Raw genomic sequence first — 24532 nt, 5'->3', positions numbered from 1 at the left:
TGTTCCAATGAAGAAACAACCCTTTATATATCTTAAGTAACTGATATTACTTAATAATTACCTTTTCTATTTGCTGTTGCGATCCTTGAATCACTTTTAAGAAGTACATTCCACTTGGCAAGTTTTGTGTTTCATACTTGAAGAATTGTGCATCTTCAATAGATGATTTCAATACTTTACCGAATTGGTCGTACAATACAGCTTGGATTCTTCCTTCTGATCCAATGACTTGAATATTCAAATCAGAATCTAAAGCAGGGTTAGGATAAACAACTACATCAAACGCTTGACCTTGACCATTGACAGTTACTGATACAGGTTCGAAAATTTCGAATTGACCATCAAAATCGATTTGCGTTAATCTGTAGTAAGATGTTCCGTTGAAAGGTCTAGAATCTGTATGATTATATTTTAATAATACGTTTGAATTCCCTGCCCCTTCAACTTCTGCTACTTGTGACCACACTCTTCCGTCGATTGATTTTTCGATTAAGAAGAAGTCGTTGTTTTCTTCTGAAGCAGTGATCCACTCTAGTTCCACTTCGTTAGTTGGTGTCACTTCTGCTGTGAAAGAGATTAGCTCAACAGGTAATTCTGGAGGTGTAATTGCTTCATCATCTACATATGCCCAACGGAAACCACCGTTTGCAAAATTAGTTGGTGTAGCAATTCTACCTGAAGTCATATTCATTCTACCACTGCTAAAACGATCTGAATCTATCACAATTTCAGCATCAAAAACTCCTTTACCTTGATAAGTTATTGCCTCAGATGACTCATACATGTAGAACTGAACAATATCTTTAGAATCTCTTACTTCTCTTTGTTCTGTACTACCACCAATGATACCAAAAGAATGTTGTTCGTCTGAACTAATAGTTGAAGATTCTAACATAGTTCTAAATAAAGAGGCATTATCAAAATCTGTATTTTCTAACTGTGCTTTATTGACAAACTGTAAAATTTTCACATTAATTTCTTCGGCATCATTTAATATTGGTTCTAATAACCAACGACCATTCTTTTGCATACCAATGATTTTCTTTTTCTCGGCATCTTGGATAAACTCACCACCAACTTCTGGTAATGTTGTCGTTGGATCTGTGTTATCTTCATGGTCTACATAATCGGCCATCCAAACTACATCGTGTTCCAAATTAGTTGTACTTAAACCGATTGGATAGATGTGATCTTCGTTACCAATTGGGAAGACAACTTCAGTAGCTGCACCTTGTTTCATCACAAACTTAGTATGACCATAAATGTAGCGATCAAAAGAGTAGTTGTAGATATTTCTTGGTCTTTCGATTGTAAGGTTACCTGTTACTTTAGCCCCTTTTTTACTTCTAGAACCTGATCTCACTTTACCGTAAGCATCATAATTAAATTCAAGAGACTCTGTAATATAAGATGCATCTCTGAAATCAACTACATCATCCACATTAGGTTTATCTATATATACATTAGCTAACTTACTTCCATTCAAAAATACATTTTGAGTTGGATAAGTAGCACCAGTAAATGTTACCTTAGATGAATTTGTTGCGACAATTTTATTGGCTTCTCCATTATCCACTTCAATGTTTTCATAGATAATTAAGTTACCTCCTAAATCTACAGTACTACCGCCATCGACAACAAAAGATTTCGATGTAGTTAATGTACAATTCGCATCCGTTGATAAGTAAGCATTATTGATTAAAATATCTCTATCAACTGTAATGATATTGTTTTCGAAATAAACTTCAGCACCATTTTCTGCAATGAAAGAACCAAAAGAATAATTTAAGTTCTTCAAGATATACTTGATTGGATCTCCACTACCTTTATCATCTACGGTTAGCGTTAATGCCTTAAGTTCTGTTCCTCCTTCTAAAATTGAAGCTAATAAAGCAGCAGCCTCACTTGACCCGGTAAAGTTGGTATCGTCATTTGGTAACTTAACCATTACTTCGCCACCTGTTGTTTTATTAAAGAAAGCAGACCAATTTCCAGAAGGTTTTTGAGCAGTTGCTCTCATCTCTAAAATACCAACACCTGAAACTATACCAAAGTCACCTTGAGAATAATCATTTCCTGTTCTAGTATCTAAAATCACAGTACCGTTAATTTGAACTTCTGATAATTCACGGTCTCTTGCATCTCCTGCTAATACTTTTTTATTAGATTCAATAATAGCAATAGCACCATCTTCTGGGAATTCACCAAGAGCATCAACTCTTGCTCCTTCTTTGTATTTAGTAAAAGTAATGGTCTCAGAACCGATTACGATATCTTCAGTTCCATCTGCTACTAAAGTTACTACTTCCCAAATATCATCTTCCCACTCATGTTCAGTTGATGTTGAAAGTGCAGATGCAGTATAAAATTTCTTGATTCCGGTGGCCATATCATCTGGATTGCCAATAGTATAAATACCACTTAATTGACCACCATTTAATTTACTTAATACATTCGCTTTAGATATATCGAAAGCTACATTGTTATCTGCGAGAGTGATAATACCTGTTTTTTGTTGCCAAGCTAATGTTCCTTCGTAGAATACAACACTTGTATAATCTACTTCATCAGCAGTGGTTTGAAGGATATCTTCATCATGATAATTCAGAATCAATGTTGCATCAAAACCATCAGGTACTTCTACATCATTACCGTTTGCATCCAATGAACTTAGGAACCAAGTATAATCTAATACTCTTGGTGTACCTACAACATCTGACTTAATCAAACTTGGGTAATAATAATCCAATGGAAGAACTTTGATAAAGTATTCTGTACCTCCTGCTACTGCATTTCCTGTGAAGTCTAATTCAACCGGTGAGTATTTTGGATTTCCTTCGATATTAGTACCGATTGGGAAAGTGTAAGAAGCGACATCCGTTCCTACAAATTGTTTGATAATGCCACCATCTCTTTGTTGACCATTAGCTACAATCATTCTTGTTGTTCCAAATCCACCACCCATTGATCCATCTGTAATAGTTGAAGCAGAAGACAAATAAAGTGTCTTTTCTTGAATATGGAATAAACCGTCTGTTAGTTTTAGATCATTATTAATTCTAACAGAATAGAAAACACTTGAGTTGGTTTTATCATCTAAGTAAAGTCCATTTGGTGAACTTACTTCCATGTAATCGAATTCAACAACATCTGTGGTTAAGTATTGAGTAATTCCCACAGGAGCATCAAAAACAACATAATAACCACTTTGAGAAGTTACTTTACCAGAGATATCCTGGTTGGCTCCAATTAGATTGATACTTATTCCGCCAGTTGCTCCATCTAAGTCTAATGTACTGTTAGCGTCAATAGAAAGCATTTCTTCAATATTTACATTTGAACTTACAAAGTTGTCATCAAATTGCATATTACCACTTAGGATAGAAAAGTTTCTAAACTCGTGGTTAACATCATTACCTGAGTAAACTAAAGTAGATTCAGAACCTTCTGTGTAATCTACAGCAAAAGTTGCTCCTGCACTTGCTTTCCATTCTCCGTTATTGATCAACTCTTCCGCATCGAACATTGCGATCTGAGTTGCTCCTTGATCTAAAATAGTTCCTGAAGCTAAACTTGCACCACCTTTAATCTCTGTATCTACTACAAATTCAATCGACCCATCGCGTAGATCTAAATATGGTAAGTGAGTGATATAAGCTTGGAAGTCTGTTGTTTCCTGAGTATCAATAATTATTCTTGCGTTCTCATTGTAAACAAAACGGTTGACATTGAATTTATCGGCATTAATAAAGTAAGCATCTGAGGCTAAGCCTTTACCTCCTTTTAAAGTGAAACTATTTACTCCATCAATATATTCGAAGTTTAAGTTAAACTCTGAATCTGCAGAACCAAATAAGTAAAGTACTCCTTGATCATTAAAATCAGAAATGATTGTTTGACCACCAATACTTACTACGCCTGAATTATGATTAAATTCTAATATACCTACGTTGGAGAAGTTATCCGTTCTTAAATGAGAACCAATATCCAATGTTGCTAGATTTATGACAGTTGAACCATCTCCACTGTAAACATTCTCAATAGAAATTACTGCATCTCCTGATGTACCATATTCTAAGAAATTATAATATGAAGGATCAGCATTTAATAACACATTACCTCCAATAATTTCCAATTCACCTTTTAATTGAATACCTGCTCTAGTACCCGTTACTCTTACTGTAGCTCCATTTGCTACCTGTAATTTACCAGTTGTTGGAATGACAAATTCATATCCTTTTACATCACTGGCATTATTTACATTTAGATCAATGTTTGCATTTAATAATCGAACAGTACCTTTATTTAATAAGAAGTACTTTTCTGAGCTTGTTAAGTCAGTAGCTGTTGGATTTAAGAAACCAATGTTAGACTCAAAATCAACTAAGTCAGTCAAATTGTCTTTTTCAACAACTACCTTCCCTAATTTGATAGATTGATTAGCATCTCCTAAATCATGAGAAATTACTGAATTCTCATTACCAACAAAAGAAGTGTTTACTCTAACATTTGCAGAACTCCAATCGATATAAGTATTCGATGCATTTCCCGTATTTTTATTTACAGTAATATCATTTGATATTGTCATAGTATGATCAACATCTGCTAGAGCATTATCATAAACAAAAGTACTATAACCGCCATCATCATATGGTGTGTTTGAATTATTAATCACAAAGTTCTCACAAGAAATATCTACACTAACACCTCCTTTGTTTTTGAAAATAAGAGTACCATATCTGTAAGCTCCTAATTGAAAAGTCTTTTCAACCTCAATTGAAGTGTTTTCATTTGTTTCTCCAACAATAAAGTTAGTTGTATTAGCCACCGTAAATGAATAGGCTTTAAAATTATCAAAACCTAAATAAGTATAGCTTTCATCTCCCTGAGAATTGATATAAACATTAGGGTAGAAGTTAACACCGTCTAACTCTGTGAACTTAATAAGTTTACTAGTATTCTCTGCTAAACGAACATTTAATTGAGAGCCAGTATTTTTTGCCCAATCACCAAAATCTCCTAATAAGTTGGCATTTTTAGCATCATTTTCGTAAAAATACACCATAAAGATACCTTCTCCAATAACCGCATCTGCCGTTAAAGTTGCATTCTCTTTTACATGAATTCTATGACGAGCAGTATTCGTTTCTGCAAATACAATTCTACTACAAGCCATATCTTCATTGGCGTCGATATGAATACCAGAAACTTTAGATAAGTCTCCTGTCATTTCGCTATCATCAAAATAAACTACATCTCCTGCTTTTGGATAATCTGGAGCAGGGTCTGTTCTATTTGTACCTTCAACCAAAAGCCAATTGTCTGGATTGTTCCATTTATCTCCATCTTCATTTGTACCTGCAAGTTTCCAATAGAATACTCTAGTTTCTCCACTAAACGCTGCTGCGTTACCTACGGTTAAACTGGCATTTTCAGGGTGGATAAACGTATTATTTAAATCCCAATCTTCAACATATTTTACTTCGTAGAATGATCCACTTGAATAATTACCTGAATTACTAGGGTTTGTCTCAGTAATTCCGAACGTCAACGCCTTTCTTTCATAAATTGAAATATCAGGATCCAATGTAGGGTTCAGACGATCTACAGTTAATTGATCACCGTTCAATACTTTACCGGGGAACAATGCTCCAGTATCTACAGTGTAATCAGATTTTGGTAAATATCCTCTAAACTTCATTAACGGGTAATTTGGAATACTTAAATCATCCAAATCGATTCGACGTACATTCCAATACAAATCTATTAAAGTACCCGCTACTGTATTTGCAGTGGATAAAATAGAATTTACAGGTGCAACAGAAATATATCCTCCATCTTCTACTGATGGCATACTATTACCTCCATCTAAACCGACTACAGTTTTAAAAGGTGTGTATTTTTTCTCTCCTAAATCATTCAGAAAACCAATAGGGTAATCTATTTCTACATTTACATTACTGCTATTGTTATTCACAGTATATTGGTCAATTTTTATAGCTACACCCCCATCAGAATCGTTACCATCTGTCATGAAGAAGTTATTGTAATCAATTCCTCCATCATTATAAGATCCAAAACTACCATCTAACTCTAATTTATCAAACTTCATTTGATAACGACCAATATAGATCGTTCCATGTCTATAGTACCCTCTTTCAATATGAGTATTCCCTATGAAAGTCAGTTGATTCTCGTCTGCATTTAGTTTTAGGTTACCAAATCGTCCGCCATCTTCGACATAAATTGTTTGGGCATCTGATTTTAATTTGATTAATGCACTTCTTGGTGTTCCTCCTTCAGCGTAGTAACCAAATTGTCCTGTAGCTCCAATATTTACGGTAGGTCCAAAAGCTCTAATCGAATAATCGCCTTGATAAAATAAACCATTATTGATATGAAGTTCATTGGCAATTCTAAGGATATTACTATCGTTTTGATCTACAGCATCTGATCCACTGTAAGATGTATCAGAAGCTTTAACGTGAGTATCATTACCTGAAGTAACCCTTACAATAGCTTTACTTGTCGAAGGAGAGAAGTCGTAAATTTCATCTTTATCAATGATCACATTATAAAAAATCAATTCATCATCTTCTGCATCATCAATACCTGCTAAAGAATAATCAACATGAATTGTACTCGTTTTTTCTCCGTTGAAAGTTATTGTGCAATCATTTTTCTTATACCCTGAGACTGATTGGTCATAGAAAAATGCATCTTCTTTATTAATAAATAAATCATGACCGATGTCTACTTTATGTGTTCCTGCATAAAATGGAGCATCAATTGTTAGAGTTCCGTTTACCTTTAAATCGTGTTCTGCAGTAATACTAGTAAATGTAAGTGGTCTTAAACTTACTGCTCCATTACCTTTCACCTCAACATTTGGTAAAGGGGCATTAGATGCAATATGAAGTTCTTGTCCGACATCTGTAATAAATACTACTTTACCATTATCACTAACATTATAATTACCATCTCCAGATTCAATTAACATTCCAACGCCTGAATCAGGGCTAGAAGAACCCGTGCCATCTAATGTAATCGTCCCACCTGTCATTGTAAATGAAGTAGTAGAATATGGTAAACTGAATGGTTGATATTTATTATTAAAGTTTTTAATATATAATTCTCCACCTGTCATCGAAAAGGCCCCCTGATGTCCAACTCCTAAAATAGACGTTCTAAATTGTCTCATTTCAGCACGACCTTTTTCGATACTGAATTTACCAGTTTCTCTAAGTGTAACACCATTTTGAGGTCCCACACCTGTCCCATCCATACCCTGATTTATAAAGAAATTACCTTCTCTTACGATGATTTCACCATATAATGTCAATGCATTTCCTTGCTTCATGAATACATTACAAGTAGGGCTATCCAAAATTAAAATGGCATCTCCATCTAGATCTCTATTAGTTGTTTGAGTAGTATTTAGATCAAATTGAATATAGTCACCAATGATAAAAGTTCCCTTTTTAAAATGAGGAATAAAGTCAGTGCTCGTTTGGTTTAAAATGAAGTTAGTTAATCCTCCTTCACCACCATTAATTCTTACTTCATGTTGCTTTAAATCTTTTTCAGTATCAAAGTAATTCAACTCAAAATATCCGTACGAAACACCTCCTTCAAAAACGTTTACTTGAATTGTCTGTGACTTACTTCCTCGGAATCGTAGAGTTGAGCTTCCTAAATCAAATGTACCTCTGTTTTCTAAATTACCATATAGTGTGATAATTTCTTGATCACTACCATTATCCATAAGTGAGGCTCCATTTGCAATATAAATATCACCGTTTATAACTAAAGGAGAGGTATTATCCAGTTTAACTTGCCCTTCTTCAATTTTTAAATGATCTAAAAGTGTAAGGCCTAAAACAGTTAAATCTCCTGCTCCTCTTTTGGTAAATGAAGAAAAAGTATAAACACTTGCAAAAGTGATATCAGAAGCGTTATTCATAATCAAAGTACCTTGACCTTGATTAGAAAATCCTCTATCCACATTGGTATAGCTACCTGTTGGGATACTTTCTTCAATCTCTACTATAAGATCTCCTTCTCCTTTAATTTCGTCAAAATTAATTCCAGTTTGAGCTGCAGGAATAGATAAAGAAGATCCCAAAGATAAATCTAGTAATAGATAATCTTTGTCAACAACATCGGTGTTGAAGATAATGGTATTATCAAATTTGATAAATACCTCGTCTCCATCTTCTGGAATTTTGTTGCTTGGATTATTCACGGATCCATCAAACTCTAAAGTCCAAGAGGTGGGATCGTTCCAGTTTTTTACTGCTACACCATTATTAACGGTGTACCACTTTGTTTGCCCTATTAATGTTTGGGATAGAAATAGTAAAGTAATTAGCAAACAGAAATTGTAAATTGAAGTAATATGTCGGTACATACAAACAGGTTTATAGTTCATTATTTAGTAGAGTACATGTTTATTTAAGAAAATTAAAGATTGTGGGAGCGTATTTTCGAGTGAAGTTTAGTTCAATAAATATTAGTAGTAATAAGTTAGGTACTTATGAACCAGGTAAATAAACACAGAGAAAATGTAACAATCAATCAGTAAAATTACTTCTTAAGTAAACAGCATAATAAGGTCGAATTTATAAAATATTTATAAATAAATGTATTTACGAAAGAAATTTAACAAATTATTCATCATAATAGTTCATTTTCACCTTAAATCTTTCATTATATTGTTAAAAACCCATTTAAGTAATAAAAAACTACTTCTTAAATCTTTTAAATTGTTTTTTAAAAATTTCGGATTCAAATCATTAGCTATTACATTTATGCCTTATGTAAATCAAGTGTGATTTTACAAAAAGAAATTAGCCTAGATGAAGTTTTTAAAATTAGGATGTGCATTAGCGCTATTTTCTGTTTTTGCGTCTTGCGATCAACAGAAAAACAAAGACGCTAACACAGAAGAAGTTGGTGAGGAAATAAGCTACGAAGTTGATACAACAAATTACCTATATAACATTAATATTGATACCCTTGAGGTAGAACAGAATAAGGTAAAACGAAATCAGAATTTATCCGATATCTTAAAAGATGAAGGAGTATCCAACGTTCAAATTTTTGAGTTAGCCAATCAATCCAAAGGAATATTTGATGTTCGCAAGATTAAAGTGGGGAACAATTACACTCTTCTGTTTAAACAGGATAGTACAAAGACCCTCGACTACTTTATATATGATATCGACGATATCAATTATGTGGTCTTTAATTTAGCTGACAGTAATAATGTATTTACTGGCGAAAAGCCCGTAACATTAAACAAGCGAGAGGTAGAAGGTGTGATTACAGCTTCTCTGTATCAAACATTAGTCGACCAAGAAGAATCTCCTTTATTGGTCAACTTACTATCTGATGTTTACGCTTGGCAAATCGACTTTTTCCATATTCAAAAAGGAGATGCTTTTAAAGTGATCTTTTATGAAAAAATTGTTGATGAAAAAGTAATAGGTATTGATCATATCGAAGCAGGGCTATTTACCCATCAAGGAAAAGATTATTATGCATTCGACTACTTATATAATGATAAAAATGAGTATTTCGATGAGTTTGGAAATAGCTTAAGAAAAGAATTTTTAAAGGCACCACTTCATTTTTCAAGAATATCTTCTTCTTTCTCGTACAAAAGATTTCATCCTGTACAAAAAAGATATAAAGCCCACTTAGGTACCGATTACGCAGCTCCTATTGGCACTCCTATACATACCGTTGGCGACGGTGAAATTGTTGCCGCAGGCTATTCCAAGTACAATGGCAATTATGTTAAAGTAAGACATAACTCTGTGTACACCACTCAATACCTGCATATGAATAAAATTAAAAAGGGTATTCGTCGTGGCGTTATGGTCAAGCAAGGAGATGTGATTGGCTTTGTTGGAAAAACCGGATTAGCCACAGGTCCTCACTTGTGTTTCCGATTCTGGAAAAATGGCAAACAAGTGGATCCTAGAAGACAAGAAATTCCTTCTTCAGATCCTCTACCAGATTCTCTGTTAGGTGATTATCACAAATACATTATGCCTATCAAATTGGAATTGGATAAAGACCACTTAATCGTATCGGAAAATGATTCAACAACTGTCGATCCAACATCTTAATCAATTAGTTTCTTTATTTGATGAAGTGAAAATCGGTTTAACCGCATTGGGTCTAGATCAATGGGATGAAAAATACCCACATCGAACCGATCTTCAGAAAGATATAGAGGACAATAGTGCTTATGGTTATTTCGAAAAAGAAGAACTTGTAGGTTATGCTGTTTTCAATCAACTATTTGATGTTGAATACAATACTATAGAATGGTTAAATACTTCTGATAGTTTTATAGTGATGCACCGATTATGTGTTTCTCCAAAGCATCAAGGAAAAGGAATTGCTAAACAGTTTGTTGCTTTTGGAGAGGAATTATGTAAGAAACAAAATATTAAATCCTTACGGTTTGATGCATTTAAAAAGAACCCTATTTCAGGAAAATTGTATCAAAAGTTGGGGTACAAAGTTCTTGGAGAGGTGACTTTCCGAAAAGGACAATTTGATTGCTTTGAAAAAGTATTTTAATAAATGAAAAGGCTTATCGTATCATCAGCCCTGGAATTCATTCCTGGGTTATTAATGATATGATAAGCCTTTATTTTATTTAGATTGACCCACTCTCGTAGATCATCAAATTAGCTTTTTAATGAAGGAACCTCAACGATTTCGTTCACGTCTGCAGCGTAATCTACGCCTTCCACTTTGAAACCAAATAAGTTGAAGAAATCATCAGAATAACCTTTTAAATCACCGATTTCAGAAAGATTTTCTGTAGTAGCGATTGCCCAAAGCTCATCAACTTTAGCTTGAACATCCTCTCTCATTTCCCAATCGTCGATTCTGATTCTACCTTTCTCATCCAATTGCATGTCGTCAGCATAAATTCTGTCAGCATACAAACGTTGGATTTGCTCTATACAACCTTCGTGGATACCTTCTGCTTTCATAATCTTGTACAATAAAGAGATGTACAATGGAATAACAGGAATTGCAGATGAAGCTTGAGTAACCAATGCTTTGTTTACAGATACAACCGCTTTACCGTTGATATCAGCTAACTTGTCTTGGATTTTGAAAGCAGTTGCTTCCAAGTGATCTTTCGCAGCACCAATAGTACCTTTTCTGTAAACAGGCTCCGTTAATTTTGGTCCGATATAAGAGTAAGCGAAAGTCTGAGCACCGTCGGCTAAAACGCCAGCAGCTTTCATCTCGTCGATCCACATTTCCCAATCGTCGCCACCCATTACTTCAACAGTGTTAGCGATATCGTCCTCGTTTGCTGGGTCGATAGAAACCTCAGTTACGTTACCAGTATGGAAGTCAACTGTTTTGTTTGAGAAAACACCACCGATTGGCTTTAATACTGATTTATGTCTTTTTCCTGTGTTAGGATTTGTTCTCACTGGAGATGCCAAAGAATAGATCGCTAAGTCTACCTGACCTAAATCTTCTTTGATCATATCAATAGTTTGTTGCTTGATCTCTTTTGAGAAAGCATCGCCATTGATACTTTTTGCGTAAAGACCCGCTTCTGCTGCATGCTTTTCGAATGCTGCTGAGTTGTAATAACCTGGAGAAGCTGGACGACCTGCTGATGGTCCTTTTTCTAAAAATACACCGATAGTTGATGCTCCACATCCAAAAGCAGATGTAATTCTTGAAGCTAAACCAAAGCCAGTTGATGCACCAATAACTAATACTTTTTTAGCACCATCGATAGCACCTTTCGACTTTACATATTCAATCTGATTGATTACATTTTGCTCACAACCAGTTGGGTGAGCCGTCAAACAGATAAAACCTCTTGTTCTAGGTTCGATAATCATCTCTATTCCTATTTATGTCTTTTAAGTTGTTTCAAAAAGACGTTTTAAATATTGATTTGTCAAATTCAGATGGCAAAGTTATAAAAAATTGAGAAACAAGAATTAAGAATTAAGGATTTTAAAAGGTGATCGTTGTTTTCATTTAATTGATATATATTAAATTATCTTAAATACTAAAGTTTAGGCAAAAATATACCTCAAGAAAATTACTTCTTGAGGTACATTTTTTAGAGATTAATTAAATGAGATACACCCATTTTTAATAGTGATTCTAGCACCATCTCTTACAGTAACTTTCCCACAACTTGTGTGAATTACAGCTGAGCTTCCGCCACCTTGAATTGTGTAAGTGGCTGTTCTACTTTTACCAAAAGTTACCTTTTTAGTACTTCCACCGATTTCTACAGTGTAAGTATGGTCTTGTGAATCCTTGTTCTCATAACGAACAGATACTGCTGCGTATGCATTATACGCAAGTGTCACTAATACTAAGAATAGTGAGAAAGAGATTAGTCTTAAGCTTTTCATTTTATAGTAAAGATTAAAAAATTAGTCATACGAAAATAAACAAATAATCCCCACATTTAAAAATACTTAATGATGTTTATATGTATTGTGCTTCTAAAGCTGCTAAAACATATCTAATATCTGTATCTGTAACTCCTTTTACTTGTTTTTTAATAGTTGTAATCGATTTAGTCTGAAGACTTTCAATTACTTTTTTAATTTTATTTTGATTTTCAGAATCAACTAACTCTTTCACATCAATTCTACCTTGAGCAATGTATTTTGCCAAAAATGTTTCAACTTTAACTTTGGATACCCCCATCTCTCTTGCAATAGCAATAGGCTCTTTACCTTGTCTAAATAAAACATATGCTGTAGTCTGAGGTGAATATTTCTTCTTCTCTTCTGATTTTGGTTTTGCCGTTAAACTGATTTTTTCTTCCTTAATATGATCTGTTTTAAAGCTAGGCTTTCCAATTTCATCCTTCTTCAAATCAGACTTTTTGATGTAGCTTTCCACTAACTTCTCCCCTCTTATCATTTTCTGAGCGGTAGCATAAACACGAGCAGCAATATCTTTTACCTCTGCGGTATAGCCTAAAACAAAACGTTCGCCTTTCAGATCTTCCAAATGATCTGTCGCGTTTTTATGTACCTTCTTTAGTTCTGCATCAAAATATTGTTGTGCCTTCTGAGTACGCTCGTATAAAAAGTCGATATATCCTTCTTCTTGTTTTGATAAAATAGAAGCCACCTGATTTCTAAAACCATCACCTACTTTCTTTAATGTTCTCACCTGCTCTAAAATCTCTTTACCCCAAGGCTTAAATCGTTGCTTTGAGGATAGATTCTCTGTTTTATCGTAAGTCATCAAATGCTCTTCTAAATGCTGAACAAGAAAACTAAGATTAAAAGCAGATAATAAAGTGTTATATATAAAGGTATGTGCTTCTTGTTGTAAGTGAGGCGTCAGTTGCTCAATACTCATGGATGATTTTGTAAACTGACTTAATGTGGCATCAATCGGTACTCCTCTTTCATTAATTGGCGTCGACAAAACCAACCCATCTAAAGAAGTTAATCTTGATAATGCCACATACACCTGTCCGGGAGCAAAGGCTTTTCCAACATCTAAAATGGCTTTTTCGAAGGTTAAACCCTGACTCTTATGTACCGTAATCGCCCAAGCCAACTTGATAGGATATTGAATAAATCGACCTATCAATTGCTCTTCTACTTCTCCTGTAGCCTTATTGAGGACGTATTTTTTATTTTCCCACTCGTAATCTTCTACTTTAAATTCTGGAGTGCCATCATCAAATTTTACCCAAACATCTTTAGAATCACATTGTGTGACCTTCCCTATTTTACCATTAAAATATTTCGATTCACCGGAGTAATCATTTTTAATGAACATCACCTGTGCGCCTTCTTTAATTTTTAGATGTTCTGCATTGGGATATTGATGTTCTGGAAAATCGCCTTCTATATCTGCTGAATAGGTAAATTCCTTTGTTTTTAACTCTTTCAACCACTTTTGATTCTTCTCATCGGCGGTTTTATTATGTGTTGTGAGGTGGATGTACCCATCGTCTGATGATTGCTCAAAATCTGCATCATAATGCGTATTCAAAACTTTCACATCGTTAGTAGTCACCTTGTTTTCCCTAAAATGATTTAAAATATCGACGAAAACAGGATCCGACTGACGATAGACTTTCTGTAATTCCACATGCACTGGTGGGAATTGTCGTAGCACTTGTGCATTAAAGAAATAACCATTCTGATAGTAATTTCTTAAATACATCCACTCATCTTGCTTAATTACTGGAGGCAACTGAAGCATATCTCCAATAAACAATACCTGTGCACCTCCAAAAGGTAAATCCTTTCGAATTCTAACATGCCTCAAAACTCTATCGATGGCATCGAGCATATCTGCTCTTAGCATACTGACTTCATCAATCACCAACAGCTCCATACTACGAAGAATATCTCTCTTCTTGGAGTTCATTTTAAAGCCTTTAAATAAAGATTTCGACGTATTTATATGTGCTACAGTTGTCACATTTTCGGGTAATTCCAATTGCTCATCAGGAATAAAAGCCCCAAAAGGCAATTGAAATAAAGAATGCACAGTCACCCCTCCTGCATTGATCGCAGCAATGCCTGTAGGTGCACAAACCAACACATTCTTATGTGTATTTTCTCTTAATGATCTTAGTAAAGTTGTTTTGCCCGTTCCGGCTTTTCCTGTGAGAAATAAGTTACAATTTGTGGTATTTACATACCGAGAAACCAACTCAGGTAATGAATAGTCTTCCATGAATCGTTTGTGTGTTTGATGAAGAAAACGATGATTTCTTAAAGTTGGGAAAAATATTTTTTGATAACAAGAAGAGGGGGGGGATTTGAGGTAGCAGGTAGCAGGTAGCAGGTAGCAGGTAGCAAAGTTGACGTTTGTTTTTTTAAGTTATAACTAATAAGGAATAACTTATAGGTTTGGAGTGAGGAACTAGGAACTAGGAGTTTTTTTAATCGCTCTTCACAATTCATTTTTCACTCTTCACTGGAAATTTCCAATTTCCCCAACGAGCGTTAGCATCACTAATCACGTTTTTCATTTTTAACTTTTCATTTTTAATTTATAAATCGCTTTTCATTTTTAATTTAAAAAAACCTCGTGATTTGAAACTGATACGCAAAATCCGACACTCTATACTCATCATTCGGACCCGATCTCGAATATTGCCAATTGGCCATGAAAGACCCATCCATTTGATCATTAAATCTTTTCCCTACACCAATACCCACTTTTGATACATTATGGAAAACTTCTGGGATATTATCTCTAATTGGATAAAAATACTCTGCTACAAAAGGTAAGTAAACATTTTTATGTTTTCGAAAAGGTGTAAATGAACCAAATAATTTTGATCTTAATCTAAAATCAAAATTATAAGATTTATCGAGTAGCCATGAAAGTCTTTGTTCGTTTTTAATTTGAAAGTTTAAAGAGTAAAAATCAGTTTTTATGAATTTGATGACTACTGCTTGCCATGGTCTAAGTTCAAACCGGTTATCGATTGCTTGATCAAAATGATAATAAAAAGCTACTCCTCCTTTTATATCAAACGTTTTGCTTAAATGATAATTTACTGATGTTTCATGATAGATTTTATTCCAATAATTATCAGAGAAAATGGTTTCATATCCAAAATCAAATAACCAATTGAAACGTTCGGAAGTTTGAAGGTGAAAATAAAGATCCATCCACAGTTGCTGATTGACCACATCTTTTTTTACTGGATGTTTTTCTTGAGCATCAACAGAAAAGGAAATAAAATTTAGCAGTAGAATTAGGTTTAAAATGTATTTTTTGAAAGTAGGCATTTATTTGAGTCATCATGAATTTGAGTGCGAATTTATAAATTTTAAATGGATTGACAATTGTTTAAATCAAAATAACTTTAGCGTTTTTGATACCGGAAAAAGGTCTAAAAATATTTATAATCTACTCTTTTACTATATATTTACAATTCAAGGTAAACTTCAACAATCAATTTCATGCGCAAACTTTTAATTGGCTTATTTTTTTTACTTAGTTATTCGTTACACAGCCAAAATAAACACTTTAAGAAAACACCTATTCCTAATTGGGTGGATAAGATCGAATTTAGTGATGATGCTTTTAAAGATAAAAAAGGTATCAGTACTCAGTATTTATTAATCTCTGATCAAACCAACCGACTTACACAAGAATCATATTACGAACAAGCTTATAAGGTGGTTGATATTGAAGCAGTACAATCTTCTTCCAATTTCAACATTTCTTTCGATCCTTCATATGAATCTATTCATATCCACAAGTTGGAGATTATTCGAAATGGTAAAACAATCAATAAACTTGATGTTCGTAAGTTTGAAGTGATCCGACAGGAAACGGATTTAAAAAATTACCTTTACAACGGCACAATGTCGGCGATACATCAATTGCAAGATGTTAGAAAAGGTGATATCATTTCTTATGCTTATACTCGAAAAGGATTTCATCCGTTCCATAGGCTGAAATTTGGATATACCTTTTATCAAAATCACTCCACCCCTGTAGCTACAATTTACACAAAGCTTATCCTCTCAAAGGATGAAAAAATTATTGAAAAAGTATATAATCAAGCTACTCCATTTAAAAAGGAAGTAAAAGGGAACTTGCAGATATTAACTCAAAGAGGAAGTGGTATGGAAGATTACACTTATGAAGATAATGAAACTGCTTGGTTCAATGGATTTAAATATGTTCAATTTTCTACGTATCAAAACTGGAATGAAGTAGTAAATTGGGCTTTACCAAAGTATAAATACAATAAAAATGAAATAAGAAAGATCTGGGAGAAGGAAAAAACTAAATTAAAAGGCACTACAAAACAGTATAAAATTCTTTCTTGGATACATTTCATACAAGATGAAATTCGATATATGGGTATTGAAAATGGCATTAACGCTTTTCAACCTCATAGCCCCACTCAAGTGTATAATCAGCGTTATGGCGACTGTAAAGATAAATCTCTTTTACTTACAGCCTTACTTCGAGAGGAAGGTGTGGAAGCTTACCCAATGTTAGTCAATACTAGAGGTAAATTGATGCATCAAAAAATTCCTGCTCCTAACCGATTTAACCATTGTATTGTTCAGTTAATTTATAAAGGAAAAGAGTATTATATCGATCCTACTATGAATAATCAAGGGGGTGACCTTCCTAATTTTGCAACTCCAAATTATTATTGGGGTTTAGTAATTAAGGAAGGAAATGACACATTAACGAAGCTTCCTAGGAGTATCATATCGAAAATGGATGTTCAAGAATTAATTGATCTCGATTCTATTGGAGGAGGTGCTGACATTACTATTCGATCAGAATATTATGGGCCAAAAGCAGATGATATGAGAGCGTATTTCTCAAGAAATGACCGTGAATTTATCACTGATAAATATGAAAAGTATTATGCCAATTTATATGAAGGAGTTACCGCAGTTAAACCTGTAAAATTCTTAGATAACGATAAAAATACTACTGGAAAGATCATCATTGAGGAATTTTATCATACAGATAGTGTTTGGGAAGGAACTACTGACAGTATGACAATTCTTTTCAGGGTTTCTCCTTTTCTTTTATATAGTGAAGTCTCTTTTGATAAAGTACATCAACGAAAAACGCCTTATTATATAAGCGAACCTATAGATTATCATCAAGAAACTAAGGTAAATTTACCTATAGAATGGGGCTTGAATGAATACGATACCCCTGTAGAGAATGAGTTCTTTAGTTACCGTTACGTGGTCAAAGAAGGAAATAAAAGCAATCAATATTCTGTTATTTATGATTATAAGCAGGACTCTAATTATGTGAATGCAGAGATTGCTAAGAAAGTAATAAAAGATGGAGAAAATGCATTTGATAATGCTGAATACACAATTACTTATAATGTAGGACAGGATAATGATAATGTCGAGGTTGAAAGTGATAGTAAAGTAAGCTATGCAAGTATTTTTCTATTCCTCTTCTTTTCTATGATCTTTGCTTATTTTGCTAGAAAGATCTATTTCAATTTTAATCCTCCATCTTTGGGTTCTGGAGAAAGTTGGGAGTTTGGAGGCTGGTTGATACTACCTTTATTCGCCATCTTATTCTCCCCATTAAGAGTATTATATGATGTCGTTTCAACAGATTATTTTTCACCTTTTTTCTGGAGTAACTTACAATCATCTGACAACAGTATTCAATTATTTTTATTAGTTATATTGGAGTTTGCTATCAATTCTTTTACTCTTGTTCTAAGTATATTAACCTTGTTTTTAGCTTTCAATAAAAGAACAAGCACAAAGTATTTTTACTCCGCATTATTAATAACAGGATTAATTTTCCCACTTATCGATAATGGATTTTATTATTTAATTTTCGAAGAATTCACTGATGCTGACCGTAAAGAACTGTCATCACAAGTTATTAAATCTTTAAGTGCCTGTACAATTTGGATTCCATATATATTTTATTCTAAAAGGGCTAAGAATACTTTTACCAAAACATATATACCCAAAGAAAGTACACCTATTGATGTCAAAATCTCATAGTAAATAAAAAAAGGTGAAGAAAGTTAACCCTCTCTTCACCTTTTTTATTTTTATAAAGTACTTTTTATAAGAATATATGTGTCTGCAAAACCAAACCATGTACACGATCCGGACGTTCACCCGACCAGTTTGGTTGTGTATTAGCATATTCTAAAGTCAACTTCGCATTATGTCCGTTGATAAACCAATTGACACCCAATTGCACACCGTCGCCGGCATTATCAAACGCTTTGAAATTTCTAGTACTGTATGCAACGTAAGGCATCATTCTACCTTGCTTTGTTGTGAAAGGTAATAAGTAACCAAATTGTCCATAGAACGAGTTACCTGTACCGTATGTTGTTCCGTAGTGATACTCATCAAAACCATAATTAAAATTATAGTAAGCTACATAAGCATTAATGGCTCCATTTCCTACAGGTGCATCATAATACGAGTCCACTGCGAAGTGATTCACATCTCCTCCTTCAGGAAGGTCATTTTGCATTTTCACTACACCATTATTATGATTGAAGAAACCTGCACCGATATTAAATACTTTCTTTTTTCCTAAATAAGAACCTGTTCTAAATGGAAGTTTGTTCGATTCTTTATCCAAGAAGTTATATTCAAAATATCCTTGTAAAACTAGTTTCGCATCATTACCTAAAACTCTTCGACCAGAGTAAGTCACTGATCCGTTTTCCAAATCATCTTGCTCGGCAGATCCTAATGCATTACTTATAGGTTCGTTAATAGATACTTGGTATCTTAAACGACCCAAAAAACCTTTCGCATACACACCTACATGACGACCGAATTGATCTGACAAACCTAATGATGCCCATGACTGACGATAATTGTCCATCGTCATAAAGTTTAACGTTCCAGAATTGGACATTCTACTTAGACCGTTCCAGTAGTGAAGACCTGCACCAATAAACAAAGTTTCGTTATTGGATACTTTAAATTCACCCCAAGCATCGTGTAAGAAAATCTGGGTTGTATTTACCGTACCATCAGTTGTATTTCTATTTCCCAATGGATCCATATTGTAGGCATTTACATTATTGACACCAAAGTGAGTCAATACCATAAAACGCTCTGAAATTTGGGCGTAAGCCAACATACGTGTACGACGAATATTTAGACCAAACCCAGAATCATCGGCCATATTGTTATCCGCAATTTGGAATTGATTCCATAAGATAAAACGGATGTATTTTTGACCATCATCTGAAAGGTCTAATTTTAAAGGCTTGTACTCCGTCTGTACAACTTCGTCCTTTTCTTTTTTTGGTTTATCATCAGATGCTTTTGAGGTAATTGATGAAAATGATAATAGTATGAGTACTATTGAGAAGACGGTATAAGTGTGTTTCATTTGTAATTGATTAGTAGTATTGTATATCAATTTTTGATGATTACTACGTTCAGTTGTCTGTTTATAAATGCAAAATTAGTTAGTTGTATCAAGTACTTTTGATGATGATCGTCAGCGATTTAGCATTATTTACAACACCAAAAAGGCCACCTAAATAGGTGACCTTGATTGATAATGGAACTACTGTTCTATTTTACCCTCCTCTACTTTACTTTGTTTCGTATTGTTTCTTGATTTCTTTGAAATTTTCTCCGTTAACTTCCTCCCCTGTTATCACATAATGATCAACGGCTAACATGTAATCAGCTAACTGCTTTCTGAATTTTCCTTTAGCCAAGCTTCCCATAAAAGCAGGCTTGGTTCTATAATCGAAAGTGAACACCAATTTTGAGGTTTTATCATCCACTTTTACTACATGATATACTCCATATGAGTATTCAGGAATGAGTGGTAAACCTTGGATATGAGTTATTTGCACTTTAAACTTCATGTTTTCAGGATCGTAATTCACTTGCTTCTCTTTTACATATTTCTTTCCATCCAATGTAATCGAACAAATTCTTTCTGCTCCTTCACACCCTTCTGATACTCCTTCTTGAGAATATTTGGAATCGACAACGAATGGATGTGATTTGTGAACATCACCGAACTCTTCCCCAACCACTTTCCAAACAGCCGCCGCTGGAGCTTTAATTTCTCTTGAAACTTGTATGTGTTGTGTTTTTTTATCTTGGCCTAAAGTGATGAATGTGTATAAAATAGCCAATGCGAAAAATATTGATTTCATAGTATTAGAATTTAATGGCCTAAGCCAGAGTACATGTTTTGTTTTTGTCTAATACAAAGGTGATGTATTCGCCTTACTATCAATTGGTCGATTGGTTCAAAGAATTGGAAAATTGGTTCAACAATCGAAAAGTAGCTCACCCTACCAACGTTAACATTTGTTCTCATTAAAACTTAATCTTTCTTAAAAAGGTCTCCGTATAAATAATTAATCTCACTCGAAAAAATTCATTGTTATGTTATTAATATTCATCATCTCTACCACTATCAGTTTAATTCAAAAAATGGGTCAAAAAGAGTATAGTTTATAATAAACCTACTTTAACTGATCGTTGTGTTATACTCATAACACCATACAATCCTTTTATAAAGAAACATCTTACTGTTTAATCAAAACAGTAATAAAAATATAGAGCTTTTATAAAGTCTACTTGACCGTTAAGGCAGAGTAGAAAATAAAGAAGATCACCATTATTAATCATTTTAATTAAAAATGAAAAGTCAGGTTTACTGACTAAAACCTTGTAAAACACAAAACTACAAGGTAAAAGATATAGTATATTTGTTAAGATTAAGCTATTAAGGGGCCGAACTTTGTTGGGCTCTTTTTTTATTTCAAGAATTTTAGGGATTTATTGATGAATCTGAGAAAGAAACCTCCAAACGTCATCAAATAGCCTGAAAAGATTGATTAATTTATATGAGAAACCCATTACTTAACTATGAAATATATAAGCATTCTACTGATGTTGATGATTACATTTAGTTGTTCATCCCCATCAAATGAAAAAAAAGAAGCTGATGTAAAACCTAATGTATTATTACTCATTGGTGATGATATTGCCTTTGGTGATTTAGGTATTTATGGCTCTGAAATCAATACTCCTAATTTTAATCGTTTGGCAGAATCGGGTGTTCGATTTACCAATTTCCACGCCTCTCCTGTTTGTTCTGTGACCCGATCGATGCTCATGACAGGTTGTAATAATATCGAAATTGGTTTGGGATCTTTTGATTACTCTTTCTACCCTGCCTCAAAAGGAAAACCTGGATATGAAGGCTACCTTACCGAAAATGCAGTGACCATGTCTCAACTATTTAATGATGAGGGCTACGAAGTCATTAAAGTAGGAAAATGGCATTTAGGAGGTGAAGAAGCAGGTGGTTACGGACCTTTACATTGGGGATTTACCAAAGAGTTTGGTATCCTATCGGGTGGATCAAACCACTGGAATAATTTGAGAATGACGCCTATTTTCTCTGATCCTGATTTCATGCACAAAAAATTTGAAGAACATTGGACACTGAATGGTAAGAAATATGACCGTCCCGAAGGTGTATATTCAGGAGAGTTATATACTAATCAGATGCTTGATTTTATTAAGGAGGCACATCAAAATGGGAAACCATGGTTCTCTTGGATGGCGTTTACTACAGCTCATTTCCCAATTCAAGCACCACCAGAATTAGTGGATAAACATTTCGACTTTTACTTAAAACATGGTTATGAAGGCTTGAAGCAGTTCAGGTATAAAAGATTAAAAGAAAAAGGATTGATCTCTCATGATGCATCTCCTGCACCTGAAAATGATTTGGTAAAAAAATGGAATCAACTTTCTGATGATGAAAAGAAATACCAAGCGAAAGTATTTGCTACTTATGCTGCTGAAATTGAAGATCAAGACAATAGAATTGGTCAGATTTTAGATTACCTACAGTCATCTGGACAGTTAGAAAATACCATGATCGTCTACCTTTCTGATAATGGGCCTGAAGGAATGGAAGCCGAAAATCCGAATACAGGAAATCAGGTATTTGGTGAGTGGATTGCCAATAATTACGACACCTCTTTTGAAGGTATCGGTACAGCCAATTCTAGTAATTACATCGGTACGGCTTGGGCCAATGCGGCAACAGGTGGACTTTCTTGGTGGAAATGGTTTATCGGTGAAGGTGGTGTTCGGGTACCAATGATTATCGTTCCTCCAGGTGCTACAAAAGAAAATTATAAACGTGCAGGAGAAATGTCGAATGCAGTGATGTCTGTAAAAGATCTTCCTATGACTATTTTAGATTATGCCGGTATCAAACACCCTGGGGATACTTATAAAGGCAAAAAAGTACAGGCTCCAAGTGGGATCAGTGCTCGTGCTTTCTTAGATGGGTCATCGGATATTGTTAGAAATGATAATCAATGGTATGCTTTCGAATTGTTCGGTAACGCCTATATCATGAAAGGAAATTATAAATTGATTAAAGTCCGTAAAGGTATGTTTGGGGATGGAGAGTGGCATTTATACGATGTCGTAAAAGATCCATCAGAAAGTAAACCTTTGGAAAAAGAAATGCCGGGTCGCTATAAAGAGATGTTGGGTATTTATAAACAATACGAAAAAGACCATCAGTTGGTGCAGGTGGATGAGGCTTGGAATGCGTTTAAGGCGGCGAGTGATTGATGTATTACTCTTTAAAAGTAAAAACCTACTTCAATTACAATTGGAGTAGGTTTTTAATTATACTAAAGTTTAATTAAAAAAATGTATTAAACCTCAATAGTTTTCATATTCGTTTCCGCTTCAATTGCACGAATTATTTTAATGATGGTTTCGATTTTAGGACTAGTCTTTCCAGATATTGTTTTATACAAACTATTTTTATGTAAACCTGTTAATTCAGAAACCTTCTTTACGCCAATGTATTTTACAAGTGTTTCCACGGCATGAATAATGTCGATGCTATCCCCTTCAGCCATGGCGTACCTTAACATGTAAATAGCTGTTTTTACATTGGAGATTTGTTCATGTGATTTATATGGGGTTACCTCTGTTTTCATCATTCAAAGATTTTGTTTTAATTCAAATGCCTTTTTGATATCGGCTTTTTGTGAACCTTTATCACCACCTACAAGTAATATGATGATTTTACCATTATCATTTGTAAAGTATATTCTATAACCTTTTTCAATTGATAATCTTAGCTCATGTAATCCATTTCCAATAGGTTTAACATCACCAAACATTCCTCTTTCTAACTTCCGTATTCTTAAATCAATAGCGACAAAAGCTCTTAGTGATTTTTTTTCAAGTTTAGAAAACCATTTTTCAAACTCTTTAGTTTTTTGAATCGAAAAGTTAGTTGGTGTTTGCATATCACAAATTTAGCCTGTAAGCTAATGAAAACAAAATGTATTATGTTATATTTTATCTTATGCAAGATCAAATAATATTTCCTAATTTCTTTGTTAACTCTTTGAAAAATAAGAATCAACAACTCATTTTTTACTTGAATGAATTTTGTAATCTATCAATAATTCCCCTTTCGTCATGTCTATTGGCTCAAAGCTTACATAACAAGTATCTCCATACCAGTCTCCATGATATTTTATCTCGAACTCATTTTGGATGGTGTCCATTTTGACATAAGTTTCAGGAACTCCAATATACAATAGCCCCTTACCGTCAATATTTCCCTTCATGATTAATTCCCTAGAATATGGGTGAATTGCCTTTTCATCAATATGAAATTTGGTAACTAATTTTTCTGAATGAAGTTCCCTTTTTATTATACCCTCGCTTGTCCAGTCACTAGGAATTTGGAGATAAAGCTTTACGAGGTAAGCTGTTAAAAGGACGCAAGAGAAAATAAAAATTAGAGAGAAAGTTATTGTTTTTTTCATTGTTGATGTGTCTTTGATTTATAACAAATATCTTCTCCCCATACTGAAGTATGGGGCTGGAAATAATTAGATTGGTAAAGACTGAAGTCTTTACCAATTTTGATGTGTACTGCTATTCACAAAGCAACAATTTAGTGTTGAAAAATTACTCGTCCAAGCCTTCAGGACTTTAGT

14 protein-coding genes are annotated in these 24532 nt (G+C 33.9%); 4 read left to right on the top strand and 10 right to left on the bottom strand.

Annotated features, from left to right (window positions below; all coding sequences use genetic code 11):
* Nucleotides 1–46 precede the first annotated feature (46 nt).
* Nucleotides 47–8431, bottom strand: coding sequence for a T9SS type A sorting domain-containing protein (locus MY04_RS19485; protein WP_158297785.1), 8385 nt, complete (start codon nt 8429–8431; stop codon nt 47–49).
* 427 nt (nt 8432–8858) lie between these two features.
* Here MY04_RS19485 and MY04_RS19480 point away from each other — a divergent pair, with 427 nt between their 5' ends.
* Together MY04_RS19480 and MY04_RS19475 are read left to right on the top strand one after the other, a co-directional pair.
* Nucleotides 8859–10136: a peptidoglycan DD-metalloendopeptidase family protein gene (locus MY04_RS19480; RefSeq protein ID WP_066212465.1), complete on the top strand. Its 1278-nt coding sequence runs from the start codon at nt 8859–8861 to the stop codon at nt 10134–10136.
* On the top strand, nt 10105–10596 hold the full coding sequence (locus MY04_RS19475; protein WP_066212463.1) for a GNAT family N-acetyltransferase: 492 nt from the start codon (nt 10105–10107) through the stop codon (nt 10594–10596). Before MY04_RS19480 ends, MY04_RS19475 begins: the two co-directional genes overlap by 32 nt.
* Nucleotides 10597–10706: 110 nt before the next feature.
* Here the strand turns inward: MY04_RS19475 and fabV are convergent, their stop codons facing one another.
* From fabV to MY04_RS19455, 4 genes are all read right to left on the bottom strand, one after another.
* Nucleotides 10707–11897 carry an enoyl-ACP reductase FabV gene (gene fabV / locus MY04_RS19470; protein ID WP_066212462.1) on the bottom strand — a complete coding sequence of 397 codons (1191 nt, stop codon included), beginning with the start codon at nt 11895–11897 and terminating at the stop codon, nt 10707–10709.
* A 234-nt stretch (nt 11898–12131) separates the two neighbouring features.
* Complete coding sequence (locus tag MY04_RS19465) at nt 12132–12425, bottom strand: hypothetical protein (RefSeq protein ID WP_066212460.1); 294 nt, start codon at nt 12423–12425, stop codon at nt 12132–12134.
* 76 nt (nt 12426–12501) lie between these two features.
* Entirely contained in the window at nt 12502–14730 is a 2229-nt protein-coding gene (locus MY04_RS19460) for an AAA family ATPase (RefSeq protein ID WP_066212459.1), read from the bottom strand.
* A gap of 344 nt (nt 14731–15074) precedes the next feature.
* Entirely contained in the window at nt 15075–15797 is a 723-nt protein-coding gene (locus MY04_RS19455) for a DUF2490 domain-containing protein (RefSeq protein ID WP_066212457.1), read from the bottom strand.
* Nucleotides 15798–15971: 174 nt separating this feature from the next.
* Between MY04_RS19455 and MY04_RS19450 the strand changes: the two genes are divergently transcribed.
* The gene (locus MY04_RS19450) at nt 15972–18533 is read left to right on the top strand and encodes a DUF3857 domain-containing protein (protein ID WP_066212455.1); all 2562 of its coding nucleotides are present in this window, start codon (nt 15972–15974) and stop codon (nt 18531–18533) included.
* A 64-nt stretch (nt 18534–18597) separates the two neighbouring features.
* Here MY04_RS19450 and MY04_RS19445 read toward each other — a convergent pair whose 3' ends face one another.
* Nucleotides 18598–19896, bottom strand: a complete 1299-nt coding sequence (locus MY04_RS19445) for a hypothetical protein (RefSeq protein WP_066212451.1) — start codon at nt 19894–19896, stop codon at nt 18598–18600.
* 208 nt (nt 19897–20104) lie between these two features.
* Nucleotides 20105–20683, bottom strand: a complete 579-nt coding sequence (locus MY04_RS19440) for an SRPBCC family protein (protein ID WP_066212450.1) — start codon at nt 20681–20683, stop codon at nt 20105–20107.
* A 721-nt stretch (nt 20684–21404) separates the two neighbouring features.
* On the opposite strand from MY04_RS19440, the gene MY04_RS19435 reads away from it, so the two are divergent.
* Entirely contained in the window at nt 21405–23138 is a 1734-nt protein-coding gene (locus MY04_RS19435; protein WP_066212447.1) for an arylsulfatase, read from the top strand.
* 86 nt (nt 23139–23224) lie between these two features.
* Here MY04_RS19435 and MY04_RS19430 read toward each other — a convergent pair whose 3' ends face one another.
* From MY04_RS19430 to MY04_RS19420, 3 genes are all read right to left on the bottom strand, one after another.
* Nucleotides 23225–23518 carry a helix-turn-helix domain-containing transcriptional regulator gene (locus MY04_RS19430; protein WP_066212445.1) on the bottom strand — a complete coding sequence of 98 codons (294 nt, stop codon included), beginning with the start codon at nt 23516–23518 and terminating at the stop codon, nt 23225–23227.
* Nucleotides 23519–23830, bottom strand: coding sequence for a type II toxin-antitoxin system RelE/ParE family toxin (locus MY04_RS19425; RefSeq protein WP_066212443.1), 312 nt, complete (start codon nt 23828–23830; stop codon nt 23519–23521). It lies immediately after the preceding gene.
* Nucleotides 23831–23953: 123 nt separating this feature from the next.
* A complete protein-coding gene (locus MY04_RS19420; protein ID WP_066212441.1) occupies nt 23954–24358 on the bottom strand; it encodes a hypothetical protein in 405 nt (134 codons plus the stop codon).
* Nucleotides 24359–24532: the final 174 nt, after the last annotated feature.

Source organism: Flammeovirga sp. MY04 (assembly GCF_001682195.2).
In the GTDB taxonomy this organism is placed as follows: domain Bacteria; phylum Bacteroidota; class Bacteroidia; order Cytophagales; family Flammeovirgaceae; genus Flammeovirga; species Flammeovirga yaeyamensis.
The sequence above is the reverse complement of the archived record's forward strand: the minus strand, read 5'-3'. Positions and strand labels throughout refer to the sequence as shown.

What these genes read in the sequence shown, in the direction of transcription:
- MY04_RS19485 (WP_158297785.1), bottom strand. Translation starts at nt 8,431, where the DNA reads ATGAACTATAAACCTGTTTGTATGTACCGACATATTACTTCAATTTAC.
- MY04_RS19480 (WP_066212465.1), top strand. Translation starts at nt 8,859, where the DNA reads ATGAAGTTTTTAAAATTAGGATGTGCATTAGCGCTATTTTCTGTTTTT.
- MY04_RS19475 (WP_066212463.1), top strand. Translation starts at nt 10,105, where the DNA reads ATGATTCAACAACTGTCGATCCAACATCTTAATCAATTAGTTTCTTTA.
- fabV (WP_066212462.1), bottom strand. Translation starts at nt 11,897, where the DNA reads ATGATTATCGAACCTAGAACAAGAGGTTTTATCTGTTTGACGGCTCAC.
- MY04_RS19465 (WP_066212460.1), bottom strand. Translation starts at nt 12,425, where the DNA reads ATGAAAAGCTTAAGACTAATCTCTTTCTCACTATTCTTAGTATTAGTG.
- MY04_RS19460 (WP_066212459.1), bottom strand. Translation starts at nt 14,730, where the DNA reads ATGGAAGACTATTCATTACCTGAGTTGGTTTCTCGGTATGTAAATACC.
- MY04_RS19455 (WP_066212457.1), bottom strand. Translation starts at nt 15,797, where the DNA reads ATGCCTACTTTCAAAAAATACATTTTAAACCTAATTCTACTGCTAAAT.
- MY04_RS19450 (WP_066212455.1), top strand. Translation starts at nt 15,972, where the DNA reads ATGCGCAAACTTTTAATTGGCTTATTTTTTTTACTTAGTTATTCGTTA.
- MY04_RS19445 (WP_066212451.1), bottom strand. Translation starts at nt 19,896, where the DNA reads ATGAAACACACTTATACCGTCTTCTCAATAGTACTCATACTATTATCA.
- MY04_RS19440 (WP_066212450.1), bottom strand. Translation starts at nt 20,683, where the DNA reads ATGAAATCAATATTTTTCGCATTGGCTATTTTATACACATTCATCACT.
- MY04_RS19435 (WP_066212447.1), top strand. Translation starts at nt 21,405, where the DNA reads ATGAAATATATAAGCATTCTACTGATGTTGATGATTACATTTAGTTGT.
- MY04_RS19430 (WP_066212445.1), bottom strand. Translation starts at nt 23,518, where the DNA reads ATGATGAAAACAGAGGTAACCCCATATAAATCACATGAACAAATCTCC.
- MY04_RS19425 (WP_066212443.1), bottom strand. Translation starts at nt 23,830, where the DNA reads ATGCAAACACCAACTAACTTTTCGATTCAAAAAACTAAAGAGTTTGAA.
- MY04_RS19420 (WP_066212441.1), bottom strand. Translation starts at nt 24,358, where the DNA reads ATGAAAAAAACAATAACTTTCTCTCTAATTTTTATTTTCTCTTGCGTC.